The sequence below is a fragment of the Pseudoalteromonas sp. J2K-J599 genome, assembly GCF_059295115.2.
Map to the genome: position 1 here is coordinate 1,835,541 of NZ_CM200271.1, position 18,356 is coordinate 1,853,896.

At 38.5% G+C, this 18,356-nt stretch carries 15 protein-coding genes and 1 pseudogene; 2 read left to right on the top strand and 14 right to left on the bottom strand.

Going from position 1 to position 18,356, the window contains the following annotated elements:
• Nucleotides 1-456: 456 nt before the first annotated feature.
• The 6 genes and pseudogenes from AC5NT5_RS08345 to AC5NT5_RS08370 form a co-directional block, all read right to left on the bottom strand.
• Nucleotides 457-1,280, bottom strand: a pseudogene (locus AC5NT5_RS08345) (alpha/beta fold hydrolase).
• Between the two features lie 198 nt (nt 1,281-1,478).
• Nucleotides 1,479-1,904 (bottom strand): response regulator, encoded by a 426-nt coding sequence (locus AC5NT5_RS08350; protein ID WP_010552799.1) that lies wholly within the window; start codon nt 1,902-1,904, stop codon nt 1,479-1,481.
• Nucleotides 1,905-1,907: 3 nt separating this feature from the next.
• Nucleotides 1,908-2,447 carry a pilus assembly protein N-terminal domain-containing protein gene (locus AC5NT5_RS08355; protein WP_494513056.1) on the bottom strand — a complete coding sequence of 180 codons (540 nt, stop codon included), beginning with the start codon at nt 2,445-2,447 and terminating at the stop codon, nt 1,908-1,910.
• 212 nt (nt 2,448-2,659) lie between these two features.
• Nucleotides 2,660-3,232, bottom strand: coding sequence for a MiaE family protein (locus tag AC5NT5_RS08360; RefSeq protein WP_002962521.1), 573 nt, complete (start codon nt 3,230-3,232; stop codon nt 2,660-2,662).
• A gap of 47 nt (nt 3,233-3,279) precedes the next feature.
• Nucleotides 3,280-3,912 (bottom strand): sulfotransferase, encoded by a 633-nt coding sequence (locus tag AC5NT5_RS08365; protein ID WP_494513055.1) that lies wholly within the window; start codon nt 3,910-3,912, stop codon nt 3,280-3,282.
• A 14-nt stretch (nt 3,913-3,926) separates the two neighbouring features.
• Entirely contained in the window at nt 3,927-4,298 is a 372-nt protein-coding gene (locus tag AC5NT5_RS08370; RefSeq protein ID WP_002962524.1) for an MAPEG family protein, read from the bottom strand.
• 152 nt (nt 4,299-4,450) lie between these two features.
• Between AC5NT5_RS08370 and AC5NT5_RS08375 the strand changes: the two genes are divergently transcribed.
• Complete coding sequence (locus AC5NT5_RS08375; RefSeq protein WP_494513054.1) at nt 4,451-5,803, top strand: DUF2254 domain-containing protein; 1,353 nt, start codon at nt 4,451-4,453, stop codon at nt 5,801-5,803.
• A 3-nt stretch (nt 5,804-5,806) separates the two neighbouring features.
• On the opposite strand, the gene AC5NT5_RS08380 is transcribed toward AC5NT5_RS08375, so the two are convergent.
• The 3 genes from AC5NT5_RS08380 to ggt form a co-directional block, all read right to left on the bottom strand.
• Nucleotides 5,807-6,532 carry an SIMPL domain-containing protein gene (locus AC5NT5_RS08380; protein WP_494513053.1) on the bottom strand — a complete coding sequence of 242 codons (726 nt, stop codon included), beginning with the start codon at nt 6,530-6,532 and terminating at the stop codon, nt 5,807-5,809.
• Between the two features lie 154 nt (nt 6,533-6,686).
• Nucleotides 6,687-8,381: an NAD-dependent malic enzyme gene (locus AC5NT5_RS08385; protein ID WP_188160776.1), complete on the bottom strand. Its 1,695-nt coding sequence runs from the start codon at nt 8,379-8,381 to the stop codon at nt 6,687-6,689.
• 142 nt (nt 8,382-8,523) lie between these two features.
• Nucleotides 8,524-10,302: a gamma-glutamyltransferase gene (gene ggt, locus AC5NT5_RS08390; RefSeq protein ID WP_494513052.1), complete on the bottom strand. Its 1,779-nt coding sequence runs from the start codon at nt 10,300-10,302 to the stop codon at nt 8,524-8,526.
• A 97-nt stretch (nt 10,303-10,399) separates the two neighbouring features.
• Here ggt and rrtA point away from each other — a divergent pair, with 97 nt between their 5' ends.
• Complete coding sequence (gene rrtA, locus AC5NT5_RS08395; RefSeq protein ID WP_182681292.1) at nt 10,400-10,984, top strand: rhombosortase; 585 nt, start codon at nt 10,400-10,402, stop codon at nt 10,982-10,984.
• An 81-nt stretch (nt 10,985-11,065) separates the two neighbouring features.
• Here the strand turns inward: rrtA and AC5NT5_RS08400 are convergent, their stop codons facing one another.
• The 5 genes from AC5NT5_RS08400 to AC5NT5_RS08420 all read right to left on the bottom strand — a co-directional run bounded on the left by AC5NT5_RS08400 (nt 11,066) and on the right by AC5NT5_RS08420 (nt 18,346).
• A complete protein-coding gene (locus AC5NT5_RS08400; protein ID WP_494513051.1) occupies nt 11,066-13,570 on the bottom strand; it encodes a S9 family peptidase in 2,505 nt (834 codons plus the stop codon).
• Between the two features lie 122 nt (nt 13,571-13,692).
• On the bottom strand, nt 13,693-14,856 hold the full coding sequence (locus AC5NT5_RS08405; protein WP_494513050.1) for an endonuclease/exonuclease/phosphatase family protein: 1,164 nt from the start codon (nt 14,854-14,856) through the stop codon (nt 13,693-13,695).
• Between the two features lie 112 nt (nt 14,857-14,968).
• Nucleotides 14,969-16,120, bottom strand: coding sequence for a 5-(carboxyamino)imidazole ribonucleotide synthase (locus tag AC5NT5_RS08410; protein ID WP_494513049.1), 1,152 nt, complete (start codon nt 16,118-16,120; stop codon nt 14,969-14,971).
• Nucleotides 16,121-16,122: 2 nt separating this feature from the next.
• Nucleotides 16,123-16,605, bottom strand: coding sequence for a 5-(carboxyamino)imidazole ribonucleotide mutase (purE, locus tag AC5NT5_RS08415; RefSeq protein ID WP_002962540.1), 483 nt, complete (start codon nt 16,603-16,605; stop codon nt 16,123-16,125).
• Nucleotides 16,606-16,756: 151 nt separating this feature from the next.
• A complete protein-coding gene (locus AC5NT5_RS08420) occupies nt 16,757-18,346 on the bottom strand; it encodes an ABC-F family ATPase (RefSeq protein WP_076914937.1) in 1,590 nt (529 codons plus the stop codon).
• Between the last annotated feature and the right edge of the window lie 10 nt (nt 18,347-18,356).

Sequence of the window (18,356 nt, forward strand, 5' to 3'; positions counted from 1 at the left end):
TACTAGTTATTGTAATAAAAACACTTAATGTCCGATACCGTCTAGTATTGGACATAGCAAGGGCGCATTTAAGCGCTCTTTCTATATATACATTAACTACCTATAATTTATATTATGTTAAATAGCATAAATAAATACATAACTAAGTTACTCACCTTCATTAATTAACGTATAAACGCGATATTTTGACTATTTAATAAGCATTAACCTACTTATCTTAATAGTTAGTGCCTTACCCATTTACGGTATTAGCTTATTGAACATATAAAAATACCGCTTAGTTATTAATATAATCAAGCGGTATTACAATGATTGCCTATTAGCTACTTTACACAATCAAACTTAACATATTGAAATTAATAGATTTAAATTAATAGATTTAAATTAATAGATTTAAATTAATAGATTTAAATTAATAGATTTAAATTAATAGATTTAAATCATCCTAGTAATTCACTAGAATAATTTATCATTCATAAAATCATTAATAAGCTCAGACACTTTATCTGGATGTTCATCAATAACCCAATGTGCGGCTTTATCTATCCAAACCAATGACGAATTTGGAATTGCTTCTTCTAACATTGGTGCATACTTTGGCTTTTGAAACTTGTCTTCTTTACCCCATATTATGAGTGTTTCATGAGGTAAGCTTTTAAGATCGCCTGTAATAGCTTCGGTATATTCTTTATTGAGCCTGCGCATGTTACTAAATAAAGCGGCTTTTCCTTTTTCATTACTCCATGGTGTTAAGTATATTTTCATCAACTCTTCAGTCATTACGTTCGAGTCGTAAACACCTTTGGGCATGAAATCTCTTAATGTATCAACAAATTCATCTACAGATGTTTTTTCTTCTACGCCTGGTTCTAGTAAAGGTTCAAATTCTGGTATTGGCCAAGAATCAAAACATACACTATCAAGTAAAACCAACCCGTTTACTTTATCCGGATGATTTACAGCCATTAATTGAGCAACACCACCACCAATATCATGTGTAGCAATATTAACTTTAGAAATACCGAGCTCTTCTATAAACTTACACATTATTCTACATTGCCCATTTATAGATACATCAGTGTTACTTGGCATATCTGATTCACCAAAGTTAAGTAAATCTGGTGCTATTACCCGATATTTTGATGCAAGTTTGGCATCACATTTCGCCATAAAAATTTATTAGTCGGAATACCGTGTATCAATAATAAAAGTGTACCTTGTCCCATTTCTTGATAAGCAATTTGATGACCTTCTACTGTAACGCACTGTGTTTTGCTCATGCTTGCTCCTCGTTAACTTTAAAAATTATAATATTTCGTGAACTATAAAATTGGAATATAACCTTATAAAGCAAATTCCATCCCAAGATGAGTATTTTTTAGTTATTCAAAAATTATAATAATTTAAAGTCAAACCCTTGTAATACTTGGGCTCTAGGCTAAATAAAAAATAGTTAACCGCCCTATTGTTTAAATTTATCATTCCAAAAAATATCTAATATTTTCTATTAATACACTTTGCTTAACTGGCTTCAATAACAGGCCGTTAAACCCAAGCTTCACATACTTGTTATCACTATTTTCGTTTTCACTAAATGTATGAGCGATAATTTTTGTTGCTGATGCGTCAGCATGCTTTCTTATTTTTAGCATTGCGTCGGTGCCTGTAAATTGCGGCATTACTATATCCATTAAAATAATATCGTAAATATTTTGAGAAACCATAAGTAGCGCCTCTATAGCACTTGATGCGAAATCTATTAAAATATTTTCTTCGTTAAGCATTTTTCTAATTACTATTTCTATTAGCAAGTCATCATCTACTAAAAGCAGTCGTTTAGTTTTATTTATTGGCGTTACTTTAAACTCGATAACTTCAGCCATATTTTCAATAGTGTTTTTCATGTTTTACCTCATTACTGTTCCACTAATATACGCTAATTTATAACGACTAACGGGTTGTGATGCTTGTGAGCTACTGGCGTATAGGTAGTTTTTTGCAGCCTCGTAAGCGGCATGACGATAATTTATAGTAGGTACTTCACCGCGTAATACAACAGCATGGCGATCGGGGGCTATAGTTAGCTGCACGTCAGGGTGAATATCGTTTAAGGCATTTTTCAGTACGCTATAGTCTTCGGTAACACCAAGTAAAAATGTTTCCGAGCTTTTATCGTCGTACCACACCATCATAGATGTACGGCCCAACTTTTTAGCTAAAATTAGTAGCTCGCGACCATTAACCACGTTCACATCAAGCGTTGTTTCGTGGCCAAGTGCTATACGCGAAATATCACGGGTAAACACAAAGCGAGTATGTGTCCATTTAACTAAGTGTGATACTTTTTGTACCCGTTCACCATTTGCATTTTCTATATAATCTAAATGACTTTCACTGTCTACGGCGCTAAAAGATATTAGTAATAGTATAAAAGTAAATTTTAACATAAGCCTTTCCCTCAATTTGCTTAATGTATAGGTAGCAAGTATGAGACCAAACGCTTTTAGCTTTATTATCAATGCATTAAGATGTGTGAAAGTGTGTTTTATTATTTTGATTCGCAAATTGCAAATCAATAATTCATGAAGGGTTTAACCAAGAAATGAGAGTAGAGGTAGGTGGCGCAAAGCGAATAAAATAGGCTCTGCGCTAGTTATAATTAATGCAAAGCAGCTGTAAACGGGATGCTTTCGCAGATTTTAGCTTCAGCTATAAGTAACTCTTCTAGGCGAGTATCAACTTCTTCTTTATCAAAGTATTCGTAAGCAAGTTCTACAAATAAGTTTTTATGTTTTTCTTCTGACTTGGCAATCGCAACATAAAAGTCTTTTTCTTTACCCTCAGGAAGTGCTTGTGCAACCAAAGAAAAACGTTCGTGTCCACGTGCTTCAATTACACCGCCAACCAGTAATCGGTCCATTAAAAAACCATCACGACCATGTCTAAACAGTGCACGAATTTGTTTTATGTACGGATCTTTTTTGTCGTCACCTAAGTTTACATCGCGCTCTAAAAGTAACTTAAGCACTTGTTTAAAGTGTATTAATTCTTCTAATGCTAAGTCAGTCATGGCTTTTACTAATTTACGTTTGTCTGGGTAATGCGAAAGCATAGACATAGCCATACCCGATGCTTTTTTTTCTGCAGCGGCATGATCTTGTAAAAAAGTATTAAAGTCAGCAAGGACAACTTCGGTCCATTCAAATGGGGTGTGGTATTTTAATTCAAACATGTTCTGTACAACTTATATAATAATTCGGGGATTTTAACGTATTTGTTTTAAAAAATCTTGTAAGGCAGTAATTTATCTATGCGCCCTTTAGCGGTAGATTCCACTTTAAGCGGGTGTTTAATATCGTTCCATGCGGTGACTTTACCGCCCATATTCATTTTTTCAAAATCAGCTTTGTCACTTTTTAATGCTAAAAAATCGCATAGTTTTTTGTAGCTATCGGGCTTTGCTATATCAATGGATAAAAAATCGTTGTCGCGGTTATTAAAGTACGTTTGAGCATCATTAAAATGTGTTTCATAGCAGTGAGCTAAGTAACTGTCGTCGCTAATATTATTAAGCGAAAGCTCACTAAATGTGTTTAAATAACAGCGTTTTATATGAATATTAAAGCCCCCGTCGCCGCGCGTTAAATTAGTGTGCATACGCGTTAAAAGCTGCTTTATTGATGGCAGCCATGAACCAAGTTCGCGCTCTAAATAAATAAACTTAGAGTCAGGATAATGAATATCAAGCGCTTTAAAATCGTTAAATATGGGAGTGTCGGCAATCGCGCTGGCATTTTCAAAACAGGCATTAGTATACGCGGTATGCGCTGTTGTAATACCAAGCTCTAAAAATGCATGGCACACACTGGTTGTGCCGGTACGTGGTAAACCTATTATAAATATTTTGCTCATTAACTTTTCTTTAATTAGCCGCGTGTTACTAGTAATACAAAGGCGCTGATAATCATGACTAAAAATGTAGTAATAGTACCAATTTGGCGATATTTAAGGCTTTTTTCTACGATGCCTAAATTTTGAAACACACGCCCTACTAATAACGCACCACCTAATATATGGCAGTAATGGCTAGCAAGCCCTTGGTACTCTGCCAAAAAAAGCAAAATTAAAGCAAATGGCACGTATTCCATAAAATTTGCGTGGGCACGCACAGCACGTTGTAGCGTTGCATTACCGTTATCACCAAGTGATATTTGCTCCGCACGGCGCACTTTTATTACGTTAAAGCTTAAATAAATGTAAAAGAATGCGAGTAATGCAGCATAAGTTGAAATGATCACGGCGTTTTCCTGTTATTTTTATCGCATAAATATGCGCTCTATTATTGTGGGCGTGATAATAACACATAAATTTGAGCAGCATTATCAGAAGTTTAATAATTGCCTATGCTAAGCTAGAGGTATTAAGTTAGTAGAAAATACATAAGGATTTTATGTTTGTACCTCGCAAAGTAGCCGACAGTTACCGTGAAATGATTAACAGTATTGGCTTTTACCCTTCGATGCTTTCAGTGGGCTTTTTAGTATTTGCCATTATAACTATGTCGGTTGAATATTTAGCCCCTATTGAACAGCTAAAATCGTTTATATCGGTTGTACTTGTTGATAGCGCCGAAAACGCGCGTACTATTTTAAGCACTTTAGCTGGCAGTATTATTTCGCTTACTGTGTTTAGTTTTTCGATGGTAATGGTGGTTTTAAATTCAGCCAGCGCGAGTTTATCGCCCCGCGTAGTGCCTGGGCTTATTACGCGCAAATCACACCAAATGGTTTTGGGGTTTTATTTAGGCAGCATAATTTACTCTATTATTATGCTTATAAATATTAATAAGCTTGATGGTGGCAGTACGGCAATTCCTTCAATAGGTGTGTTGTTTGCACTTGTTTTTGGATTGATTTCATTAGGTTTGTTTGTATTTTTTATACACTCAATCTCACGTGCTATTCAAGTTGATAACGTGTTAAATGGCTTGTTTAGCCAAACTAAAAACGAAATTAAAACAATAATACAAAGACAACAAGAGAACCCAGTTGAGGACTTTCCAGACTTTAGCAAGTGGCATTCGGTTAGCAGTAAAACAGAAGGATATTATAAAGGCGTGCAAACCGATAAGCTGTGTGCCATTTTGGCAGAGCAAGATATAAAGGTGTATATATCTGTTAACCAAGGCTATTTTACAGTTAAAGGTTACCCGTTTTTAAAATGTAATAAAGAGATAGCAAACGATGAAGAGCTGATTAATAAAATTCTCGACTGCTTTATTTTTTATATAGAAGAGTACATTAGCGATCATTACCGTTATGGATTAACGCAAATATCAGAAATTGCAGTTAAGGCAATGAGCCCAGGAATAAACGATCCCGGTACTGCAGTTAAATCAATTGACATGCTAAGTATTTTACTTATTCAACGACTTTCAATTAACGATATTAACTACTCGTTTAAGCACAGTGATAATGCCCCATTGTTGTACCTTCATGAAACAAGCTTTGATGAGTTATTACATGACAACTTTACACCGCTGCGTAATTACGCCAAAGGCGATGCATACGTAATGACAAACGTGCTTGAGGCATTCAAAAATATTTTGTTTGTAGCCCATAAAGATACCGATGCACGAAACAGTTTATTTAATTATTTAAATGCGATTGTTGATGACATCAATGAACATGTAACTAATGAATACGACAGACGCGAAGTGACTAATATGCTCAACTCTATAGCGCGTATCAGCCAAGAGCAAGGTGAGAAGTTGGTGGCACGTTTTGAGCACCACCAAAAATAAAGTTTAATCTATGTAGTAAACAGCGTAGCTTGACGCTGTTACTTTAACCTCTCCAGCATGGTAGGCATCAGGTACATAGTTACTTGGTGCGCTATCAGCCATCATTACTTTTTCTGCGCGCATATAAGGCTGCGACTGCACATTGAGTGGACTTAGTGACGCGCTGTATAATCCTTTTAAGTCAACGCCATATTCGTCACTAAACTCTTTTGCTGCGTCACGTGCGTCTTTAATTGCTAACTTTTGCGCTTTTTTATGCAGCTCGTTGTAGTTGCTTGCTAAAAATTGCGTTTGATTAATTTCGTTAATACCGTTGTTAACTAAGCTTTGTAGTAACTCAGGGTATTTATTTATATCGCTGAGTTTTACTGTTAACGTACGAGAAACCTTAAAGCCTTTAAATTCTTGATTACCGGTAGTGCGGTTGTATTGGCTATCACGGTTTATTGAAATTTGCCCTGCGTTTATATCTCCCTCTTTAACACCAATCTCTTTTACGAGCTTAATTGCCTTGGCGATAGTTAAGTCGGTTTTATTTTTAGCAGCAATTAAGTCTTTATCAACTTCGGTAATACCTACACTAAGCTGTACGTAATCTGGCATTGTAGTAAGAGTCGCTTCGCCCTTAACATAAATATGAGGAGCATCGGGAGTCGCTGCCGCAAGTGCATCAAAGCTAAGTACGTTTAAAGCCAGTGCACTACCTAAAACAAAAGTCAGTGTTTTCATTAAGTCGATCCTTTAATTATGTAAAAGCAAGTAAACACCGTACGTGGTTAATTAAATATGAACAAGCACAAAAAAACAGGCAATTGCCTGTTTTTTGTTAAGCGTTGTAACTAATGCTATTACGCCATTTACTTTTAATTACTTATAAACCTAATTAAACACTACAACGTTTATAGTTACGGTATTTTGGTAACCAGTAATTTTTGTCGATTGCTGCCCATAATGCATCATCCGTAATCTCAAGAGCAACGCCTTCTTCGATTGCCTTTTTAGCGATGGCAAATGCAATACGTTTACTTAGCGTTTCAATTTCAGTCAAGGCTGGTAATAAACTACCTTTACCTGTGTTTGCACGCGGCGACGACTCTGCAAGCATTTCGCTAGATACACTTAACATTGCATCTGTAATGCGTGTCGCTTTAGCGGCAATAACACCTAAACCAATACCCGGGAAAATATAACTGTTGTTACATTGTGGGATTGGGAACGTCTCGCCATTGTACTCAACAGGATCAAATGGGCTACCTGTGGCAACAAGTGCTTTACCGTCAGTCCACTTAATCACATCAGCAGGATTCGCTTCTACTTGCTTAGATGGATTACTTAATGGGAAAATAATTGGCTGTTCACAACCGGCATGCATAGCGCGTATTACTTGTTCTGTAAATAAGCCAGGTTGACCAGAAACACCAATCAAAATGTCAGGCTCAGCACAGTGCATAACATCAAGCAGTGATGCGTACTCGCCGCTGTACGTCCAATCACTTAACGAGCCTGTAGGTTGTGCAAGTGCTTGTTGGAAATCGCGTAAGCCTTCCATACCCTCACTAAGCAAACCAAAACGGTCAACCATAAATACTTGGCTACGCGCTTGTGCTTCTGAAATACCTTCAAAAACCATTTGGCTAATAATTTGCTCAGCAATACCACAACCAGCAGAGCCTGCACCGACAAACACTACTTTTTGCTGGCTTAGGGTTGAATTTTTGACGCGACACGCAGCAAGTAAAGAACCGACTGTTACAGCCGCAGTACCTTGAATGTCATCGTTAAAGCTACAAATTTCATTGCGGTAGCGCTTAAGTAATGGCATTGCATTTGGCTGTGCAAAATCTTCAAACTGAAGTAATACATTTGGCCAGCGACGTTTAACCGCTTTAATGAATAAATCTAAAAACTCATCGTATTCGTCTTGAGCAATACGCTTATGGCGTGCGCCCATGTACATAGGATCGTTTAAAAGTTTTTCGTTATTAGTACCCACATCAAGCATTACAGGCAATGTATATGCTGGGCTTATACCACCACACGCTGTGTAAAGTGACAATTTACCAATTGGGATACCCATGCCACCAATACCCTGATCGCCTAGGCCTAAAATACGCTCGCCATCGGTTACAACAATAACTTTTACTTTACCTTTGGTAGCGTTGCGTAAAATGTCGTCAATTTGGTAACGATCTTCATACGAAATAAATAAACCACGTGCGCTGCGGTAAATGTCTGAGAATTTTTCACAAGCATCGCCCACTGTCGGTGTGTAAATGATTGGCATCATTTCTTCAAGGTGGTCACGCACTAAACGGTAGTAAAGTGTTTCGTTGTTATCTTGAATCGCACGTAAGTAAATATGCTTATTAAGGTTGTCGGTAAAGCTAGAATACTGCTGATAACAACGCTCAACTTGCTCTTCTATTGTTTCAAAGCGAGGAGGAAGTAAACCAGCAAGATTGAAATTTTCGCGTTCTTTTTTACTAAAGGCGCTGCCTTTATTTAATAGCGGTGTTTCAATTAGGCCAGGGCCAGAATGATGAATATATAAGTAGTTAGGATCAGTATTAGTTGTCATATTTCCAGGCTTTAACGGATTCTTAAGTTATGATCTGTCATTATCAGTGTTAGAGGTTTAATTGCAACGACAATTAAGCTAGTCAGACCATTGAGAGAAAATACATGCGGGCTTCACTGCCCGCATGCATATTATACATAATTTAAAATTTGATAGTGGCGTTATTATCAGTTAAATCAGATAACGCAACACCTTCACGGCGCGGATCAGCGCCACCATATAAGGTATTATTTTTAACTTCAACTGCGTGTAAGCCTGAGTTTAAATCAATAATACGTACATTGTGGCCGCGTTTAGTAAGCGCAGGCGCAATGGCTTCAATGGTTGTCCCTTTTTCAAGGCTGGTGTAATCGTTACGATTTGTTGTACGCGGTAAGTTAATGGCGTCTTGCGCTGATAAATTCCAGTCAATAACACCCACAACAACTTGTGCAACGTAATCGATGATACGGCTACCACCAGGTGAGCCTACGATTAAGCGTAAGCTACCATCTTTATTAAATACCATTACCGGTGACATAGAGCTACGCGGGCGTTTACCAGCCTCTACACGGTTTGCTACAAGCTTGCCGTTTTTACGTGGCGATAACGAAAAGTCAGTTAGTTGGTTATTTAAAATAAAGCCATTAACCATAACCGTAGAGCCAAACGCCATTTCAATTGAACTTGTCATCGAAACGGCATTACCTTTACTATCTACGATAGATACATGTGAGGTAGAAGGTAACTCGTATGAATCATCCATTGCATAACTTAAGTACCCTACAGGATTACCTGCTACGGCTTTTTGGTCTGTTTCGGTAATTAATTTAGCGCGTGAGGCAATATAATCTTTGTTTAAGAGCTCTTGTGTAGGTACTTGAGTAAAATCGGGATCGCCCATGTACATATCGCGATCGGCAAATGCAATACGCGAAGCTTGGCTAAAGTAATGAATCGCCTTTTCGCCATTTGGCTTAAGTGCACTCATATCTTTATGTTCAAGCAAGCCAAGCATTTGCAGTACTGCTACGCCGCCACTACTTGGTGGTGCCATAGAACACACGTTATAAGCACGGTATTGAATACATACCGCATCGCGCTCTTTACTTTTATAATCTGCTAAATCTTGCACACTTAATTTACCAGGGGCAATTTTAGAGTGTTGTACCGCATTAACCATTTGTTTTGCATTTTCGCCTTTGTAAAATGCATCAATGCCCTGCTTTGCAATGTCTTTGTACAAATCAGCAAGTGGTTGATTCTTTTTAACACTACCCACTTCAATTAATTTACCATTTGGGTAAAAGTATTCGTTAATAATTGGCATGCTCAACACGCCAGGGTTTAACTGTCGGGCTAATAAGCCATGTAAACGCGGCGAAACTACAAATCCTTGTTCTGCAAGTTCAATAGCCGGTTTAAAAAGCGCTTCCCACGGTAATGTACCGTATTGTTTATGTGCGCTTGCAAAGGCATGTAAAATACCGGGTACACCAACAGAGCGTCCACCTACTACGGCTTCAATCCATTTAACGGCTTTACCGTGTTTATCTAAAAACAGCGTTTCGTCTGCATTTGCAGGTGCAGTTTCGCGGCCATCAAAACTAGTCAATTTATTGTTAGCTTTGTTGTAATACATCATAAATGTACCACCGCCAATACCTGAGGATTGCGGTTCAACTAAAGTAAGCACTAGTTGAGTAGCAATCGCAGCATCTACGGCACTGCCGCCTTGGGCTAAAATTTGTTGAGCGGCTTTTGAGGCATATGGATTTGCCGCAGCTACCATGTATTTATCACCTTGCACTACTTTTTTATGGATTAATCCGGTAGCAGCTTCAGGTTCGCGAGTTTCAATTTGAGTTGTTTGCTGTGCAAATGAAGGCAGTGATACTGCGCACAGTCCAATGGCAAATAATGAGTTAAGTTTAAAATGCATAAAAATACTAAAAACACTTAATTACGTAGTTGTATTTGGCATCTTAAAGTTAAACGGGCACAATATGCAAAAATTTTGACTAAAAAAATATAACAAAATGCTTAATTTACCTATTCAACCTCGTTATATATTACCGCCTATTATTTTGCTGCTTTTTAGTACCATTTTTGCTGCATTTGATTTAAATAGTTTACTTGAATTTAACCGAAGCCTAATTGATGATGGCGAACTGTGGCGAATTTTTTCTAGCCAATTTGTTCATGCTAATTGGGCTCATTTGGGATTAAATGCCAGTGGTGTTTTACTAATATGGTTACTACATGGCGAATACACATCCCCTACTCGCTACGCTTTTAATGTAATTTCGCTAGCACTGTGGTGTGGACTCGGTGTTTATTGGTTTTGTCCAAACATACATATTTACACCGGATTAAGTGCTCTACTGCATGGTGTAATTATTTGGGGCGCAGTTAAAGATATAACCGTAGGGCTTAAGTCGGGTTATTTATTATTTATAGGCGTATGGATTAAAATAGCGTTTGAGCAATTTAGCGGCCCTAATGCTGATATAGGAAAGCTTATTAACTCCACTGTGGCTATTGATGCACATTTAATTGGTGTAATTGGCGGGACTCTGCTTGCCATACCACTGGTTATAGAGCTCTTTAAAAAGAAAAAATAAAGTTAGATTTTGTTTAACCCAATAAAAACGTCGCATTAGTTAACTAAACCAATGCGGCGTTTTTGTTTTTATAATTAAAGCTTAAAGCGTTTCTTTAAATAATTTATGAATACGGCGGTATTCGTCTAACCAGCTTGAAGGCTGTACAAAGCCATGCGGTTCAACAGGGAATATAGCTGTTTCAAAGTTTTGTTTTTCAAGCTCTATTAAGCGCTGTACTAAACGCACTGAGTCTTGAAAAAACACGTTATCGTCAACCATTGGGGCATTAATTAATAAACGTTTGTTTAAGCCCTCAGCGTAATAAATTGGCGAGCTGCGCTCATACGCAATCGGGTCAACATCAGGATGGTTTAATATATTAGCTGTATAACCTGTATTGTAATGTGCCCAATCGGTAACAGGTCTAAGTGCCGCACCCGATTGAAACAACTCAGGCGCGGTAAACAATGCCATAAAGGTCATAAAGCCGCCGTAAGAGCCACCATAAGTGCCGACTGCTTTGGTATCAACGTTGGCATTTTGCGCCATCCATTTAACGCCATCGGCTAAATCTTGTGTTTCAGGCGTTCCCATTTGACGATAAATTGCGGTGCGCCAATCACGCCCGTAACCTTTAGATGCGCGGTAATCCATATCCATTACTATGTAACCTTCATCAGCGAGCAATGAATGAAACATAAATTCACGAAAATAAACCGAAAATCCCATATGTGAGTTTTGTAAGTAACCCGCGCCGTGGTTAAAAATAACTGCTTTGCGATTTTTACCTACTTCACCTTCAACGTAATCAGCTGGGTAGTAGACTTTTGCGTATATTGGTTGTTCGGTATGGCTAGATGGCACGGCAACAATTTTAGGTGCAGTTAGCTTTTTAGCTAAAAACTCATCCGACACAGTATGCGTTAATCGCGTTGCTTTTGTATTGGCTTTAGCGTCTGCTACATAAAGCTCATTAGGCATCGTTATTGTAGAGTGCTTAAGGAGTAACTTAGTTTCATCTGGGCTCAACGTGTAATCGGTCATGCCGTTTAAATCAGTAACTTGCTCGCTATTACCTGTTTGCGGGTTAACACGGTAAATTTCGTACAGACCTGGGTGTTCAACATTCGCTTTGTAATAAATTGCGCTGTCGTCACTTGTAAGCGTTAAGTTGGAAACCTCAAATTGGCCTTGTGTAAGCGCAGTTGCACTTCCATTGACTGGCTTTTTATAAAGTTGGCTGTAACCCGACTCTTCCGATAGGTAATAAAGCGTGTTCGAGTTATGTAACCACCCAAAGTCGTTAAACGCATAAGCAATCCATGCATCGTCATGTAGGCGATGTTGCGACACAAGTTTGTTGTTTTTAAAATCAACAGTAGCAAGCCAACGGTCTTTGTTGTCCCATGCTTCGAGCATGATAGCCACTTGCGAGCCGTCATCGTTCCATACTATTGGGCTTTGCTCAAAACCCCAGTCCATAATAAGGTTAATGCCACGAGGCGCCTTTTTAGACTTATATGTTTTACCATCACGTGCATAATTTTCTTTTTTCACTGCGGCTAAAACATCTTCGTCAAAGCCCGGTAAAGTATTAAAGCTAAGTGAAGTTTGCTCTTTGTTAGTTAAATTGATGTAGACAAGCTTTGAGGTTTCTTCTTTAGCATCTGCAACACGGCGGCGTGCTTTTTTAGGCTCAATGGTTGCATCATTAGTGATGTAATTTGGCATAATATCGTCATCACCGCGCCAATCAGTTTGCTTTTGTACAACGACTAATAACGCATCACCATTTGGCGAAAGCTGAGCCTCTGCAACTTTATTACCGTCACCTAAGTAGTAAGCCGTGCTAGCAATTGAATCGTTTTGTTCATTAATTTGCTCACTGCGTGCTTGCTTATCTTTTTTATTTTTTTGTTGAAGCGCCACAAACTTAATCAATTTATGCTGCTCTTTAGCAATATACGTGCTTGGCTCTTCAATCCCTTTTGGCTCATCAGTAAGTTTTAAGTTAGCAAGCTCGCTCGTTAAGCCTGTTTTTAAATCAACTTTAAAAAACACATTGCCTTGGCGGTAAACTAAATCGCCATTATTTAAAAATTGTGGTTTAGACTCGTTTGCTGATGTAGCTGTAATTTGCTTAAGTTCACCGGTTTTTAGGTTTTTAACAAACACATTGCCTTTAAATGTGTAAGCCGCCATTGTTTTATTTTTAGAATAAACGGCTTTATTAGAACCCACAGTATGAAGTTTATTAAGAGCTACCTGCTCTGCTGTTTGGCTAGTAATAGATTGGCTAAATAAATTGCGTAGTGTATTACCTTGCTCTTTTTGAGCATAAATAATAGTGGCCGAATCGCTAGCCCAGTAAGCGTTCTCTGGCTGATTGCCCATCCAATCAGGGTCGGCCATGGCTTGTTCTAGCGTTATTTTTTGTGAGCCGATATCAGCTGGCGTGTTCACAACCGCAGCAACCTTACTTGCTGGTAAAGCACTTTGCTGTGTTGAAGAGGTGTTAGCGGTAGCGCTACAGCCTACAAGCATAACACTTGAGGCAACAGCTAAGGCCACTAACGTTTTAGATGAAGAAAAATTAAAAATCATAGTGCTTCTATACGGTTATTATAATTAGGCCGTATTTAAGCAGAAGCACTCAAGTTATTGCAATTATTTAAGACAAATAGCCATTAAACAGGGTAAAGCTCAGTTACTAATTGTAATAGACGTTATTCAATTACTAAATCAAGCCACACCATGCGGTGATCGCTCGATGCGTTTCTATCTTTAATTAAACGATATTCATTACTGGTTTTAGTTGGCCAAAACACCCCACCGTTCTTAATTTTTAAGCCATAGTTTGACGGTAAAACGTAATCAACACGGGCTTGCCAATTAGCACTGTAATTTTGTGCATAAGGCACATCATACTGCTCTTTAGCACCTTCACTTTTTGGAACAAAGCTTGCATTGATAAGTGGGTTTTTAAGTAATTGGTCGGTGGTATTTGTACGGGCTTTGTCCCCCTCAGGGGCTGCATTTAAATCGCCTAAAATAACAAAACGAGAGCGAGCTTTTAAACCGCCTTTTTCGCCTTTATCGTCGTAAATATACTTAGCATTTGAAACGTAATCGGCTATTAACCTTACTTCATCGTGGTTACGCTTGCCGTTTCTATCCTCTTCACCGTCAAATACAGGCGGTGTTGGGTGAGATGCAATAACATGAATTGTTTTATCATTTACGCTAATAGGTAAATCCCAAAACGATTTAGAACTGAGCCTAAGTGCTTGCCATTCTTGTGCGTTATACCAGTTTTCACCTGTTTTAGGCATTACAGGCATTTGTGCATTTGGCATGTCTTTATATTTAAAGGTTTGAAGGGTTCTTACTTTATCAAAATTAATTGGGTATTTTGACAAAATAGCCATACCATAATGCCCTTCAAAAAAGCCAAAGCCTTGTGCATCGCCCATCACGCCATTTTTTTTGCCATCGTTATCTAAATCAAACTCGGTAGCTAGGCCTGTATTTACTGGTGCAATATAAGAGTAAGGGTAGTTAATAGCGGCTTGTTTTTGCTGACCTACATTTAAATAATGCTGATTAAAGTATTCAATGCCTTGCTCTTTTGGGATGTAATCAAATTCGTTAAGTAAAATAATATCAGGGCGAACACGCTGAATAATTTCCGCTATGTTCTTAATTTGCTGGTGGTTAGCTTTAAGTGCATTAACTAAAGCATCACTTTTAACTTGCTCACCTTTAGGCGTGTGATTAGTTGCATCCATACTTACATTAAAAGTTGCAACACGAAGAGATTCCGATGCAAATGTATTTAAGCTAAATAATGCAGTAATGGCTAGCACGCCAGATATTGTTTTTAGTTTCATTGTTTTACTTCACAAATTTAAAATTAGACTTTAACAGTATTACATATTCAAAGCCCATTTTTATGACAAAAAAATACCGGCTTAAGCCGGTATTTATATAAAGGTATGATAACTATTCACTGAGCACTAAATTGGCAGCTGCTTTTAAAATACCAGGATAATCTTGCTCTGGTAGGTACTCTGTAAGTTCACCAAGTTTGTCTGCAAGCTCACTCATATTAACAGCTGATACATTAATATGGCCCATTTTCCGACCTGGCTTAGCTGTTTTACCGTACCAATGGCTCGTTACATCAACCGTTTTTAATACTTCACTTGGAATACTTGGTTGGCCTAATACGTTTATCATCGCGGTAATGTGTTTAAGCTCTGTATTACCAAGCGGCAAACCTGCAACAGCACGCATGTGGTTTTCAAACTGTGAGCAATGGCAGCCTTGTTGCGTCCAGTGGCCTGAGTTATGTACACGCGGTGCAATTTCGTTAACGAGTAACGTGCCTCTTACATCAAAAAACTCAATTGCTAATACGCCAACGTAGTTAAGCTCGTTTGCTATTTTTGTAAATGCATCGTTTGCTTGAGCTTCAACACTTTGATTATTTTTACCGGCAATAGAAAGCGTTAATACACCATTTGTGTGCTCGTTTTCTGTTAGCGGATAAATAGCAACATTACCGTGTTTGTCGCGTGCACCAATAATAGATACTTCACGATCAAACGGAATCATTTTTTCAGCAATAATCGTATGTGGCGCAAGTTCGGTGCCTGATGCAATAAAATCAGCCATTTGTGACCAAATTTCGTCTATTTGATCATCAGATTTTAAACGCCATTGGCCTTTTCCGTCGTAACCCGCTTGGCATGTTTTAATTACAAGTGGTTTACCTAGAGTTTTAACGGCAAGTTCTAAATGCGCTTTTTCCGTAATTAATTGGTACGGCGCACAAGTTACGTTTGTTTTATCAAGCAATGCCTTTTCAAGCGAGCGATCGCCACCGGTTTTAATAGCGGCTTTTCCTGGGTAAAACTTATTACTGATACAGCAAAGGGTTAAAACATCATCAGGAATGTGCTCAAACTCGGCAGTAATGGCATCAGCGTTTGATATTGCTTGCTCAAGCGACGTGTTATAAATGTCACCGGTTAGCGGGTGCATAATTTGTTTACTGCCTACATCGTACGAAACAACGTTTAAATTAAGCGGCGATCCTGCAAGGCTCATCATACGTGCAAGTTGCCCTGCACCTAATATTAAAATATTCATTATTACTCTGCAGGGTTTGGATTAGCTAATATAGTGTCGGTTTGAGCTTTACGAAACGCTTCAATTTTTGCAAAAATTTCTGGATTTTGACATCCTAAAATTTGTGCAGCTAATAAACCCGCGTTTGCTGCGCCCGGCTCACCAATTGCAAGCGTACCTACTGCAACGCCTTTAGGCATTTGGCAAATAGATAAAAGTGAATCAACACCATTTAATGCTTTTGATTTTACAGGTACGCCAAGTACAGGAAGCGACGTAAAAGCAGCCGCCATACCAGGTAAATGCGCTGCGCCGCCAGCACCAGCAATAATAACTTTAATACCACGTTCTGCGGCTGAACTTGCGTAATCAGCAAGTAATTGAGGAGTGCGGTGTGCAGACACGACTTTGGTTTCGTACTTAATGCCAAAATGCTCTAGCATAAGTGCTGCATGTTCCATGGTTGGCCAATCTGATTTTGAACCCATAATAATGCCAACAGTCATAAATACTCCTCAGTAATGTATTTTAAAAATAGCGGACTTATGTCCGGTTTTAGGCGGGTATTATACCCAAACCAAGTTTAATTGCGACTCACAAAAACAAAAAAAGCCATGTTTAAACATGGCTTTTTAGAGTTAACGGGTAAATAGCTAATTAAGCTTCTTTACTCGCTAGGTATTCTGCGTAGTTGCCTCTAAAGTCGATAACTTTACCGTCTTTAATTTCCCAAATACGGGTTGCAACAGATGATACAAACTGACGGTCGTGGGAAACAAACATCAATGTACCCTCGTAAGCTTCAAGGGCTAAGTTAAGCGCCTCGATAGATTCCATATCCATGTGGTTAGTTGGCTCATCCATTAACAATATGTTTGGTTTATGCATCATAATTTTACCAAACAACATGCGGCCTTGCTCACCACCTGAAATTACTTTAACTGATTTTTTAATATCGTTTTGAGAGAATAACATACGGCCTAAGAAGCTACGAACCACTTGCTCGTCGTCGCCTTCTTGTTGCCATTGCTCCATCCACTGAAACAAGTTCATGTCGGTTGCAAACTCATCAGCGTGATCTTGCGCGTAGTAACCAATGTTCGCGTTTTCAGAGAACTTAAACTCACCAGCTTTAGGGGCTAAGCGCCCTGCTAATGTATTAAGTAATGTTGTTTTACCAACACCATTTTCACCAATAATAGCAATACGTTCGCCAACTTCTACTAAACCTTCAAGTCCAGAAAACAACGTATTGTCGTCAAAACCTTGTGTTAGGTTTGTCATTTCAAGTGCGTTTCTGAATAACTGCTTTTCTTGATCAAAACGGATAAACGGCGTTTGGCGTGAAGATGCTTTAACTTCGTCTAATTGGATTTTGTCGATACGTTTAGCACGCGATGTTGCTTGCTTAGCTTTAGATGCGTTAGCAGAGAAACGAGATACAAACTGTTGAAGTTCAGCAATTTGGTTTTTCTTTTTCGCGTTTTCGTTAAGTAATTGCTCACGTGCTTGCGTTGCTGCAAACATGTATTCGTCATAATTACCTGGGTAAATACGAAGCTCGCCGTAGTCAATGTCGGCCATGTGTGTACAAACAGAGTTTAAAAAGTGACGGTCATGCGAGATGATTATCATGGTACAGTCGCGCTGATTTAACACGTCTTCTAACCACTTGATGGTGTAAATATCCAAGTTATTAGTAGGCTCATCAAGTAGCATAATGTCTGGGTCTGAAAACAACACCTGTGCAAGTAGCACGCGCAGCTTAAAACCCGGTGCAATTTCTGACATTGGGCCAAAGTGTTGGTCAGTGCCAATACCTACACCTAATAAAAGCTCACCTGCTTTAGATTCAGCAGAGTAACCATCCATTTCAGCAAATTCAGTTTCAAGATCGGCTACTTTCATACCGTCCTCTTCACTCATTTCAGGTAAAGAGTAAATACGATCACGTTCTTGTTTGATTTCCCACAGCTCTTTGTGGCCCATAATCACGGTATCGATTACTGAGTATTCTTCGTAGGCAAACTGATCTTGATTAAGTTTAGCAACGCGTTCGTTAGGATCAGTACTTACATTACCTGAAGACGCTTCAAGCTCACCACTTAAAATTTTCATAAATGTTGATTTACCACAACCATTTGCACCGATTAAACCGTAACGGTTACCATCGCCAAATTTTGCTGAGATATTTTCAAATAATGGTTTAGCACCAAATTGCATGGTGACATTAGCTGTACTAATAATAGCGCTACCC

What these genes read in the sequence shown, in the direction of transcription:
- AC5NT5_RS08350 (WP_010552799.1), bottom strand. Translation starts at nt 1,904, where the DNA reads ATGAAAAACACTATTGAAAATATGGCTGAAGTTATCGAGTTTAAAGTA.
- AC5NT5_RS08355 (WP_494513056.1), bottom strand. Translation starts at nt 2,447, where the DNA reads ATGTTAAAATTTACTTTTATACTATTACTAATATCTTTTAGCGCCGTA.
- AC5NT5_RS08360 (WP_002962521.1), bottom strand. Translation starts at nt 3,232, where the DNA reads ATGTTTGAATTAAAATACCACACCCCATTTGAATGGACCGAAGTTGTC.
- AC5NT5_RS08365 (WP_494513055.1), bottom strand. Translation starts at nt 3,912, where the DNA reads ATGAGCAAAATATTTATAATAGGTTTACCACGTACCGGCACAACCAGT.
- AC5NT5_RS08375 (WP_494513054.1), top strand. Translation starts at nt 4,451, where the DNA reads ATGTTTGTACCTCGCAAAGTAGCCGACAGTTACCGTGAAATGATTAAC.
- AC5NT5_RS08380 (WP_494513053.1), bottom strand. Translation starts at nt 6,532, where the DNA reads ATGAAAACACTGACTTTTGTTTTAGGTAGTGCACTGGCTTTAAACGTA.
- AC5NT5_RS08385 (WP_188160776.1), bottom strand. Translation starts at nt 8,381, where the DNA reads ATGACAACTAATACTGATCCTAACTACTTATATATTCATCATTCTGGC.
- ggt (WP_494513052.1), bottom strand. Translation starts at nt 10,302, where the DNA reads ATGCATTTTAAACTTAACTCATTATTTGCCATTGGACTGTGCGCAGTA.
- rrtA (WP_182681292.1), top strand. Translation starts at nt 10,400, where the DNA reads ATGCTTAATTTACCTATTCAACCTCGTTATATATTACCGCCTATTATT.
- AC5NT5_RS08400 (WP_494513051.1), bottom strand. Translation starts at nt 13,570, where the DNA reads ATGATTTTTAATTTTTCTTCATCTAAAACGTTAGTGGCCTTAGCTGTT.
- AC5NT5_RS08405 (WP_494513050.1), bottom strand. Translation starts at nt 14,856, where the DNA reads ATGAAACTAAAAACAATATCTGGCGTGCTAGCCATTACTGCATTATTT.
- AC5NT5_RS08410 (WP_494513049.1), bottom strand. Translation starts at nt 16,120, where the DNA reads ATGAATATTTTAATATTAGGTGCAGGGCAACTTGCACGTATGATGAGC.
- purE (WP_002962540.1), bottom strand. Translation starts at nt 16,605, where the DNA reads ATGACTGTTGGCATTATTATGGGTTCAAAATCAGATTGGCCAACCATG.